A 10,844-nucleotide genomic window follows, 5' to 3' on the forward strand; every position below is an offset into this window, starting at 1 on the left:
CGCCCGCGGCGGCCTGTTCGGCCGCGCGCGCGTCGGCCGCGGCGCGGATGGCGCGCCACGCCGACTCGGCGGCCTGCTGCTCCGCCTCCTTTTTGCTGCGGCCGGTGCCGGTGCCGTACGAGACGCCTCCGACGCGGGCGGCAGCAGTGAAGGTCTTCTCGTGATCGGGGCCTTCCTCGGTGACGAGGTACTCGGGCACCCCGAGCCCCTCCACCGCGGTGAGCTCCTGGAGACTCGTCTTCCAGTCCAGGCCCGCGCCGAGTTCCGCGGACTTCTCGATCAGCGGGTCGAAGAGGCGGTGCACGAGCTCCCCCGCCTTGTCGAGACCCTGATCGAGGTAGACCGCGCCGATCACGGCTTCCAGTGTGTCGGCGAGGATCGATGCCTTGTCCCTGCCGCCCGTGCCCTCCTCGCCCCGGCCGAGCCTGATGAAGGCCCCCAGGTCGAGGCCCCGGCTCACCTCGGCGAGCGCGCGGGAGTTGACGACCGCCGCGCGCAGCTTGGCGAGCTGCCCCTCGGGGAGGTCGGGGTGGGCGCGGTACAGCGTGTCGGTGACCACCAGGCCGAGCACGGAGTCCCCGAGGAACTCCAGGCGCTCGTTGGTGGGCAGACCGCCGTTCTCGTACGCGTACGAGCGGTGCGTGAGCGCACGCACCAGAAGGGCGGACTCCAGGTGATACCCGAGCCGCCCTTCCAGGAGCGTGTGGGACGAGGCCGCGGTGTCCGCCGAGGCGCCCGAGCGGGACGCCTTCTTCTTCGGGGCGTTAACCAATTCCCTCTCGGCCTTTCTCGCCTGTCTCGTCAGACCTCGAGGACCTGACGCTTGTTGTACGTGCCGCAGCTCGGGCACGCGATGTGCTGGAGCTTGGGCTCGTGGCAGCGCTCGCACGCCACCAGGGTGGGGACCGCAGCCTTCCACTGCGACCGGCGGTGGCGCGTGTTGCTGCGCGACATCTTCCGCTTCGGAACAGCCACGGCTACTTCTCCTGCTTCTCGTCGACGCCTGCTTCGGCGCCGTCCAGCTCGTCCTTCTCGCCGGCCGGCATGGTCCCGGCGAGTCCCTGCAAAGCCGCCCAACGTGCGTCGACGGCGTCATGGTGGTGGTCGGGATCGTCCGCGAGCCGCGCGCCGCACACGGCGCACAACCCGGGGCAGTCCTCCCGGCACACCGGCTGCATGGGCAGTGACAGCACCACCGTGTCACGCAGCACGGGTTCGAGGTCGAACATTCCGTCCTCAAGGGGGGTGATGCTCTCGTCCTCGTCCGAGTCCGCGTCGGTGCCCGCCATGCGGCGGTGGCGCTCCTCGGCCTCGGGGTACGAGAACATCTCCTGGAAATCCGCGGTGAGCTCGCGCTCCAGCGGTTCCAGACACCTTACGCACTCCCCCTCGGCGTGCGCACGGGCGGTGCCCGTGACGAGCACCCCGTCCATCACGGATTCGAGGCGGAGATCGATCTCCACGGGGGAGTCGCCCGGGATGGCGATGACGTCGGCGATGCCGAAGACGCCGTCGCCGCCCGGGGCCTGGACCGTCCGGGAGAGCTTCTGCATCGCACCTGGACGGCGCCCCAGCTCGTGCGTGTCGAACACGAGGGGGTTGCGGTGGTCGAGGCGGGCGTTCAGAGCTGCTCCTGTGTTCGGGTCCTGAGATCTGGGGGCCTGCCGCGACGGCAGGCGGGGCGCTCCGTCCGCGTGCACACGCCGCGTACGTACGAGGCGTACGGGCACACGTCTGGGCAGAGACAAACCGAAACCCCAGGGTACTGGACCGGGCCCGATCGGCCCAATCCGGCCCCGGCCTGAGCGTACGGACCGCCTCAGCGCCCCTGTTCGTAGGCCCGCAGCTGCTCCGCGCTGATCATCGTAGTGTCGAAGAAGCTCGTCTCGTCGAGCGCCCCGCCGCCCTGCGACTGCTGCGGCGTGGGCCACGTCTGCGCGGGCTGCTGCTCGTACCCCTGCCGCGGGTCCCGGGGGGCGTCCTGCGGGTAGCCGTAGGCGGCCTGCGCGGCGTACGGGTCGTGCGGCTGCGGGTAGCCGTAGGGGTCGGCGGGCGCGGCGTAGGGGTCGCTCTGCGGCGGGTAGCCGTACGCGTCGGTGCCCGTCCCGTAGCCGTACGGGTCGCCCTGCGCGGCGTAGGGCTGCTGCGCGGGGGGCTGGGGGGTCTGCTCGGGGAGCGCGGCGACGGCGGGCTCGGGGAGCGGCGGGAGGACGAGGCCGCCCGATGTGCCACCGCCGAAGGTGCCGTCGGAGCCGCCGCCTCCGAACGTGTCGCCCGGCGTGCCGCTCCCGAAGGTGCCGCCCGGGGTGGTGGTGCCGCCCGCGCCGTCGGCCCGCGACGGGGCGTCCGGCGCGGCGTCGCGCGACGCGGCGAGGTCGGCGAGGTAGTCGGAGTCGTTGCTGTACTGGCGCTCGGCGCCGTCCTCGCCCAGGGCGGCGAGGTCGTCGGTCGCGACGCGCCCGTGGAGCTTGTCCCGGCCGCGGCCGACCGCCTCCAGCGTCTTGGCGAGCACGGCCTCGAAGGCGCCGAGTTTGATGTCCACGTACTCGTCGGCGCGCCGGCGCAGCGTCTCGGGGTCGCCGCTGCGCTCGGGGGCATCGGCGTAGTCGGGGTCCTCGTAGCCCTGGGCGTCGAGGCCGTCGCCGGTGCCGAGGAGCTTCTCGCGGCCCCGTCCGACGGAGCCGAGGGTCTTGGTGAGCACGACCTCGAAGTTGGCGAGCTTGCTGTCGACGTAGTCGTCGGCATCGGCCTTGACCTCGGCCGCCTCGCGCCGCGCGTCGCCCACGATGCGGTCCGCCTCGCCCTGGGACTGCCGCGCCACGGCGGTGTCCGCGACGAGGCTGCCGCGCTCGTCGTGCGCGCTGCGGATGATCCGCTCCGCCTCGGCGCGCGCCTCGCCGACCATGCGCTCGCGCTCCCCGATCAGCTCCTGCGCCTGGGCGAGCGAACCCGGCAGGGCCTCCCGCACCTCCTCCAGCATCGCGAGCAGATCGGCGCGGTTGACCACGCAGGAGGCCGACATGGGCATGGACCGGGCCGCGTTGACGACCTCGACGATCTCATCGAGTTTCTTCTGCACGTCCACCGTGTGCTCGCCACTCTCTCGACTGATGGGGAGACGGACCGCTCGGCCGCCGCAGATGCCGCGGATGCTGCGGAGCCGGACGGAACGACTGTACGGCCACGACACGGGGCGGCGACACCGGGTGACGCGACGTCATGGGGACGGGACGCGGGGGGCTGCGGGGCGCGACGCACGGAGCCCGACGTCGCGTCGTACCGCGGGGCGCCACGTGCGGGGCGCGACGTCGCGTCGTATCCGGCCGCCACGTCACTGCGCGCGACGTCGCGCGCGACGTCCCGCTCCGCGCGCCACCGCGCCGACCGCTCCGCTCACTGCTCCGCGAGGCGGCGCGTGAGCGCGGCGTGGACGCTCGGCGGCAGGAGGTGGGAGACGTCGCCGCCCCACTGCGCGACCTCCTTGACGAGCGAGGAGGAGAGGAAGCTGTAGGTGGGGTTCGTCGGGACGAAGAGGGTCTCGACGCCGGAGAGCCCGTTGTTCATCTGGGCCATCTGCAACTCGTAGTCGAAGTCGCTGACCGCGCGCAGCCCCTTGACGATGGCGGGGATGTCGCGCTCCTTGCAGAAGTCGACAAGGAGACCGTGGAACGCCTCGACCTCGACGTTGCCGAACTCGGCGGTGACCTCGCGGATCAGTTCCATGCGCTCGTCGATCGTGAAGAGCCCGCGCTTGGACTTGTTGATCATCACGGCGACGTGCACGACGTCGTAGAGCTTGGAGGCCCGGGCGATGATGTCGAGATGACCGTTGGTGATCGGGTCGAAGGACCCAGGACAGACGGCGCGGCGCAACGTGATCCCCTCGCTCTGCGGTCGATTCATGGTGCGTTTTCGCACGTGGAGGCGGCGCGACCGTACCAAAAGGTCCCTTCGCCGTAGCGCCGGGACCGCAGTGCGCCGAAGCCGTCCGGCCAGCCGAACTCGCCGCCCCTGGTGCCGCGCTCCACGGTGACCAGCGCTTCCTCGGCGAGCCAGGCGCGAGTACGGAGTGTGATCAGGATCTCCCCGAGTTCGGCGTCGGGGACCGCGTAGGGCGGGTCGAGGAAGACGAGGTCGTACGGGGCTTCGGGCGGCGGACCGGCGACGATCTGCGCCGCTTTGCCCTGCCTGACCTCGGCGCCGGGGAGCCCGAGGTCGCGGACGTTGGCGCGGATGGTGCGGACGGCGCGGGCGTCGCTCTCGACGAGCAGCGCGTGCGCCGCGCCGCGCGACAGCGCCTCCAGGCCGACGGCGCCGGAGCCCCCGTACAGGTCGAGGACGCGTTCGCCGTCGAGCGGGCCGCCGAGGAGCGCCTCCCAGGTGGAGAAGAGGCCTTCGCGCGCCCGTTCGGAGGTGGGGCGGGTGCCGGTGCCTGGCGGTACGGCGAGGCGGCGGCCCCCGGCCGTCCCGGCGATCACGCGGGTCATGGTGCTGGTCGGTCCTCGTCGTTCGGCGGCCTGGCCGGCGCCCGCTCCGGTGGCCGCGGCGACCGCACGCCACCGGGCCTCCCGGCCGGACCCGGTCGGTACGTGTCCAGCGTAGGCGGCGCGCGGGGGCGGGCGCGCGGGGGCCCGGGGCGGAGTCGAGGGGGGGCGGATACGGGGACGGGGGCGGGTTTCCGGGTTCGAGGGGGGCCGGTATGGCGGGAAGAGCCTGGGCGGAGCGGCGTTCCACCGGGGGCATGGGGCAGTTCCGCCCGCTCGAGGGCCCGCACTCGGGCGGTTCCGCGTTGCGGGGGCGTGCGTAGCCCCCGGCGCGTCACCCGCCGGAACACCGCCGCTCCCCCAGGCCGTGGGCTCCCGGGGCCGGAACGCCACGTCCTCTCCCCCGCCGGTCTCTCAGCCAGCCCCCCCCCCGGCGGGCCGCCCGCATCACCGCTTCCCCGGCTCACCCCTTCTCCAGGTAGCTCTCCCTCTCCTCGTCGAGGAGCGCGTTCAGCGCCGTGCGCAGCGCCGGGTGCGCCTCCAGGGCCGGATCGGCCGCGACGACGGCCGTGGCCTCCTCGCGGGCCTCGGCGATGATCTGCTCGTCCTCGATGACGGCGAGCATCCGCAGCGAGGAGCGGACGCCGGACTGGGCCTGGCCGAGGACATCGCCCTCGCGGCGTTGCTCCAGGTCGACGCGTGACAGTTCGAAACCGTCCAGCGTCGCGGCGACGGCGCCGAGGCGGGCGCGCGCCGGGCTCGCCTCGGGCATGTCCGTGACGAGCAGGCACAGGCCGGGCGCGGAGCCACGCCCCACCCGGCCGCGGAGCTGGTGGAGCTGCGAGACGCCGAAACGGTCGGCGTCCATGATCACCATGGCGGTCGCGTTGGGCACGTTGACGCCGACCTCGATGACCGTCGTCGCGACGAGCACGTCCAGTTCGGCGGCGGCGAAGCGGCGCATCACGGCGTCCTTGCCGTCCGGCCCGTCGGGCACCATCCGCCCGTGGAGGATGCCGATGCGCAGCCCGGCGAGCGGGCCCTCCGCGAGGCCGCGCGCGACATCGAGCACGGCGAGCGGCGGACGCTTGTCCCCGGCGGCCTCGGCACCGGCGTCCTCGTCCGCGCCGAATCCCGTACCGGGCCCCGTGCCCTCCGCGTCCTCCGCCGCCTTCGCACGCGAGGCCGCGCCCTTCGCGCCTCGCGCCGCGTCGGCTCCCGCCTTGGCGCCCTTCCTTCTGCCCTTGGCCCCGGCGGTCTCCTCCTCGTCGCCGATGCGCGGGCAGACCACGTACGCCTGGTGGCCCGCCGCCGCCTCCTCGCGGACGCGTTCCCAGGCGCGGGCCAGGAAGTGGGGTTTGTCCTGGGCGGGCACGACGTGCGTCGCGATCGGGGAACGGCCGGCGGGAAGCTGGTCGAGGACCGAGGTCTCCAGGTCGCCGAAGACCGTCATCGCGACGGTGCGCGGGATGGGGGTGGCGGTCATGACGAGGAGGTGCGGCGGCCGCGCGCCCTTGGAACGGAGCGCGTCGCGCTGCTCGACGCCGAAGCGGTGCTGCTCGTCCACGACCACGAGCCCGAGGTCGTGGAACTTCACCACGTCCTCGATCAGCGCGTGCGTACCGATGACGATGCCCGCTTCGCCCGTCACGAGGTCGAGCAGGACCTTGCGGCGCGCGGCGGCGCCCATCGAACCGGTGAGCAGGACGACGCCCGTCGCGTGCTCGGCGGCGCCGAGCGTGCCGCCGGAGGCGAGGTCGCCCATCATCTCGGTGATCGACCGGTGGTGCTGCTGCGCGAGGACCTCGGTCGGGGCGAGCATCACGGCCTGGCCGCCCGCGTCCACGACGGCGAGCATGGCGCGCAGCGCGACCATCGTCTTGCCCGAGCCGACCTCGCCCTGGAGGAGACGGTGCATGGGGTGGTCGGTGGCGAGGTCGTCGAAGATCTCGCGCGACACCTTCCGCTGGCCCTCGGTGAGCGTGAAGGGCAGGCGCGCGTCGAAGGCCGTGAGCAGGCCGTCGGAGGCGGGACGGCGCGGCACGGCGGGCAGTTGCGCGTCGGCGTGGCGGCGGCGGGCCAGGGCGGTCTGGAGGACGAACGCCTCGTCCCACTTGAGCCGGTCGCGCGCCGCCTCGACCTCGGCCTTGCTCTGCGGGCGGTGGATCTTCACCAGCGCCTCGGGCAGCGGCAGCAGCCCGCGCCCCTCGCGCAGCGAGTCGGGCAGGGGGTCGAGCGCTTCGCTCGCGCTCGGCAGCACGGCGTCCACCGCCTTGGCGATCTTCCAGGACTCCAGCTTCGCCGTGGCCGGGTAGATCGGCAGCAGGCTCGACGCCCAGGACCCGGCGGCCTCGCGCGCGTCGCTCTCCTCGGCGAGCAGTTCGTAGGCGGGGTGGGCGAGCTGGAGCTTGCGGTTGAAGACGGAGACCTTCCCGGCGAACATCGCGCGCGTGCCGGGGAGGAGGTCGTGCTGCGGCTTGTGCACGCCGCGCCCGAAGAAGACCAGTTGCAGCCGGCCGCTGCCGTCCGTGAGGGTCACTTCGAGCCGCTTGCCCCGGCCCGCGTTGAAGGTGAGGACCCGCGCCTCGGCGACGCGCGCGACGACCGTGACGTGCTCGTCCAGCGGCAGTTCCGCGAGCCGCGTCAGCTCCCCGCGCTCGGCGTAGCGGCGTGGGTAGTGGTGCAGCAGGTCACCGACGGTGTGCAGGCCGAGGTGCTCGGCCATCACCTTGGCGGTGGGTGGTCCGAGCACCTTCTTCAGCGGTTCATCGAGCGTGGGCACCCTCCCATTGCACACCACGAGACCGACAACGCTTCGCAGACGCCTCGCGCGGGGGGACGGGTGGGGGGACGGGTGGGGGGAGCCGGCGGGGCGGGCCCCGCTTTGCGGGACGGGGGCGACGCCATGCCGCGTCGGAGCGCGACCGCGCGGCACCATGTCGCGTACGTCGCATCGCGTGAGTCGCGTACGTCGCGTCGCCCACGCCGCGCGAGTCGCGTACGTCGCGTCCCCTACGTCGCGTGAGTCCCGTACGTCGCGTCATGTCGCGTACGTCGCGGGGCCGCCACCGCGCCGCGCACGTCGCGGGTGTCACGCCGCGCTCACGCCGTCGCGCCCCGTCGCGCCCCGTCGCACACGTCGCGGGCGCCGCAGCCCCCGTCGCCTTCGTCGCGCCCCTCGCCCGCGCGACGCCTCCCGCCGACGCGCCTCTCCCTCACCCCACGTTTCGTCCAAACCTTCCCCACCCGCACCGGAATTCGCTGTTCACCCGTACGCGTCCCGGCCTACGATGGCGGGCCTCCCGCTCCTTCGCGGCCGTACCGGCCGCCCGACCCGCGCCGTCGCACGTCCCCCCCACCGGCGCAGCGACGATGACTGCTGACTCCTCCGCGTCCACGGACGCCGCTCCGGCTCCGCACACGTTCCAGGTCGACCTGCGCGGCCTGGTCGACCTCCTCTCCCACCATCTCTACGCGAGTCCACGCGTCTATCTGCGCGAGCTGCTCCAGAACGCGGTGGACGCCGTCACGGCGCGCCGCGCGACGGACCCCGGCGCGCCCGCGCGCATCCGCCTGCGCACCGATGGCGGGCGGCTGAGCGTCACCGACACGGGCATCGGCCTGGACGAGCGCGACATGCACGAGCTGCTCGCGACGATCGGGCGCAGTTCCAAGCGCGGCGACGAAATCGAGGCCGTCCGCTCGGGCTTCCTCGGCCAGTTCGGCATTGGCCTGCTCGCGTGCTTCGTCGTCGCGGAGCGCATCCGCGTCGTGAGCCGGTCGGCGCGGACGCCCGACGCCGCGCCCGTCGAGTGGACGGCGCGCGACGACGGCTCGTACACGGTGCGCGTCCTGGACGTCGCGGCGCATCCCGAGCCGGGCACGACGGTGCACCTGGAGGCGCGGCGTGGCTCCGAGGAGTGGCTGACGTCGCGCCGTGTCGCGGAGCTGGCGCGTCATTTCGGCAGCCTCCTGCCGTACGACATCCGCGTGGCGACGCGTCGGTGACGGGCGGCGCCGCGCCGTGGGCCGCGGCGTACGCGACGCCGCAGGCACGGCGCGCGGCGCTTGTGGCGCACTGCCGCGACGTCTTCGGTTTCGCGCCGCTCGACACGATCGATCTCGACCTGCCGGCGGCAGGGGTGCGCGGCGTCGCCTACGTACTGCCCGGCGCCGTCAGCCCGGCGCGGCGCGCGGGGCACCGGGTGCACCTCAAGGGGATGCTGCTCACCGAGCAGGCCGACGCGCTGCTGCCCGACTGGGCGTTCTTCGTGCGCTGCGTGCTCGACACGGACACGCTGCGGCCGACGGCCTCCCGCGAGGCGCTGTACGAGGACGAGGCGCTGGCCGCGGTGCGCGACGCGCTCGGCGCGCGCGTACGGGACTGGCTGACCGGCCTCGCGGCCTCGTCCCCCGAACGCCTCGAACGCTTCATCGCGACGCACCATCTGGGCGTGAAGTCGCTCGCGCTGCACGACGCGGAGCTGCTGGGCACGATGCTGCCGTGGCTGCCGTTCGAGACGACGGACGGACGCGTCCCGCTCACCGAGTTCGCGCGACGTCACCGCGTCGTGCACTTCACGCGCACCGTCGAGGAGTTCCGTCAGGTCGCCGCGATCGCCTCGGCGCAGGGCATCGGCGTCGTCAACGGCGGCTACACATACGACAGCGAACTGGTCGAACGGCTCCCGCACGTCCTGCCCGGGGCGACGGTCGCCGAGCTGGACGGCGAGACGGTGACGGCGCACCTGGGCGCGGTGGACGGCGCCGAGGAACTGGCGCTCGCGCCGTTCCTCGCGACGGCGCGCGCCCGCCTCGACGCCCTCGGCTGCGACGTCGCGCTCCGCGCCTTCCACCCCGTGACGGTGCCCGCGCTGCACCTGGACGACCGGCAGGCGCGGCACGAACAGGCGCGGCAGGAGGAGGCGGAGCAGGCGGACACGCTGTGGTCGGGCATCCTCGGCTCGCTGCGCGGCGAGGCGCCGCGCGCCCGCCTCGTGCTCAATCACCTCAACCCGCTCGTGCGGCGCGTCGCCGCGCTCCCGAACGCGGAGCTGGCGGGCATCGCCGTCGAGGCGCTGTACGGGCAGTCCCTGCTGATGGCGCGCCGCCCGCTGCGTCCCGCCGACTCGGCACTGCTCAACCGGGCCTTCGCCGGCCTGCTGGAATGGTCGACGCTGCCGGGCGGCGGCGCCTACGAGGAGGAGGAGTCGCGATGAGCGCCACCGACGCGGAGGCCCTGCTCCGGGCGATGGACGAGAACGCCGCGCAGCCGGAGGGCCCGGCGCGCAACGCGCGGGCCGAGGCGCTGCTCGCGGAGGCGGAGCGGCTGGACGATCCCCCGACGCTCGTCGCGGCGCTCGACCACCAGGTGCAGGTCTACAACTACAGCTCCGAGCGCGCGAAGCTCTTCGTGCCGTTCGCGCGGCTGCTGCGCCTGTGGGACGAGCACCCGGAGCACTTCGACGGCTACCGCGCCCACACCCTGCACTGGGTCCTCAAGTGGGTGTCGGCCGGCATGTTGAACCAGCCGGACGTCCCGCTCGCCTCGATCGAGAAGTGGCACGGCGAGATGGCGCGGCGCTACCGCATCGCGGGGCACTCCGAGCGCGCCGTGCGCATGGTGGACTTCTCGATCGCGCAGCACATCGGGGACGAGGCGCGCGCCGAGGCCGCGTTCGGCCAGTGGCTCGCGGCGGACCGCGACCTGATGAGCGACTGCCACGCCTGCGAGCGCAACGAGCAGGGGACGCGGCGCGCCCGCTCGGGCGACGACGCGGGCGCGCTCGGCCTGTGGGAACCCGTTCTGAACGAGACCTTCACGTGCGCGCACGAGCCGCACGCCGTCCTCGCCGCCTCGCTCCTGCCGCTCCTGCGCCTGGGACGCGACGCGGACGCCCGCCGGCACCACCTGCGCGGCGTCCGCCTCGTGCGGCGCATGGAGAGTATGCGGGAGGCGCTCGCGGACCACATCGAGTTCTGCGCGCTGACGGGCAACGAGGCGCGCGGCATCGAGCTCCTCGCCGAGCGCCCCGCGTACCTCACGGACGAGGGCGATCCGCGCGGCCTCATGGAGTACCTGGGCGTGACGGCGCTCCTGATGGACCGCCTCGTCGCGCGCGGCCTCGGCGCGCAGGAGATCCCGCTCCACGGCGGCGACGCCGCGCGGCGGGCACCCTGGACGGCGCGCACCCTGGGGGCCGACGCGCGCTCGCGCGCCGTCGCCCTCGCGGCCCGCTTCGACGCGCGCAACGGCACGTCGCGGGTCTCGGCGCTGCTCCGCGAGCGGATGGACGCGACGCCGCTGCGGGAGCGCCTGCCGCTGGGCGTGCGGGGCGCGACGCCGCGTCAGGGCGCGGC

Annotated in this window: 7 protein-coding genes and 2 pseudogenes; 2 read left to right on the forward strand and 7 right to left on the reverse strand. The window is 73.9% G+C overall.

The window, feature by feature from the left end; translation table 11 throughout:
* The 7 genes from rnc to recG form a co-directional block, all read right to left on the reverse strand.
* The coding region (gene rnc / locus SSBG_RS06575; protein ID WP_078491232.1) for a ribonuclease III at positions 1-772 on the reverse strand (772 nt) is incomplete at its 3' end.
* A 29-nt stretch (positions 773-801) separates the two neighbouring features.
* Complete coding sequence (rpmF, locus tag SSBG_RS06580) at positions 802-975, reverse strand: 50S ribosomal protein L32 (RefSeq protein WP_007493396.1); 174 nt, start codon at positions 973-975, stop codon at positions 802-804.
* Between the two features lie 2 nt (positions 976-977).
* On the reverse strand, positions 978-1,625 hold the full coding sequence (locus SSBG_RS06585; protein ID WP_008745427.1) for a YceD family protein: 648 nt from the start codon (positions 1,623-1,625) through the stop codon (positions 978-980).
* Positions 1,626-1,819: 194 nt separating this feature from the next.
* The gene (locus SSBG_RS06590; RefSeq protein WP_008745428.1) at positions 1,820-3,085 is read right to left on the reverse strand and encodes a hypothetical protein; all 1,266 of its coding nucleotides are present in this window, start codon (positions 3,083-3,085) and stop codon (positions 1,820-1,822) included.
* A gap of 308 nt (positions 3,086-3,393) precedes the next feature.
* On the reverse strand, positions 3,394-3,873 hold the full coding sequence (coaD, locus tag SSBG_RS06595) for a pantetheine-phosphate adenylyltransferase (RefSeq protein ID WP_199781435.1): 480 nt from the start codon (positions 3,871-3,873) through the stop codon (positions 3,394-3,396).
* Positions 3,874-3,899: 26 nt separating this feature from the next.
* Positions 3,900-4,487, reverse strand: a complete 588-nt coding sequence (rsmD, locus tag SSBG_RS06600; RefSeq protein WP_008745430.1) for a 16S rRNA (guanine(966)-N(2))-methyltransferase RsmD — start codon at positions 4,485-4,487, stop codon at positions 3,900-3,902.
* A 460-nt stretch (positions 4,488-4,947) separates the two neighbouring features.
* The gene (recG, locus tag SSBG_RS06605; protein WP_234010724.1) at positions 4,948-7,209 is read right to left on the reverse strand and encodes an ATP-dependent DNA helicase RecG; all 2,262 of its coding nucleotides are present in this window, start codon (positions 7,207-7,209) and stop codon (positions 4,948-4,950) included.
* A gap of 647 nt (positions 7,210-7,856) precedes the next feature.
* Here recG and SSBG_RS06610 point away from each other — a divergent pair.
* Together SSBG_RS06610 and SSBG_RS06615 are read left to right on the forward strand one after the other, a co-directional pair.
* Positions 7,857-9,703: pseudogene (locus SSBG_RS06610) on the forward strand (HSP90 family protein).
* A pseudogene (locus tag SSBG_RS06615) lies at positions 9,700-10,844 on the forward strand (tetratricopeptide repeat protein); the annotation flags it as partial. The pseudogenes SSBG_RS06610 and SSBG_RS06615, both read left to right, overlap by 4 nt.

This window comes from Streptomyces sp. SPB074, from assembly GCF_000154905.1.
In the GTDB taxonomy this organism is placed as follows: domain Bacteria; phylum Actinomycetota; class Actinomycetes; order Streptomycetales; family Streptomycetaceae; genus Streptomyces.

Bases quoted from the DNA above. Each gene is read 5' to 3' on its own strand.
- rsmD (WP_008745430.1), bottom strand. From the start codon at position 4,487: ATGACCCGCGTGATCGCCGGGACGGCCGGGGGCCGCCGCCTCGCCGTA.
- recG (WP_234010724.1), bottom strand. From the start codon at position 7,209: ATGGCCGAGCACCTCGGCCTGCACACCGTCGGTGACCTGCTGCACCAC.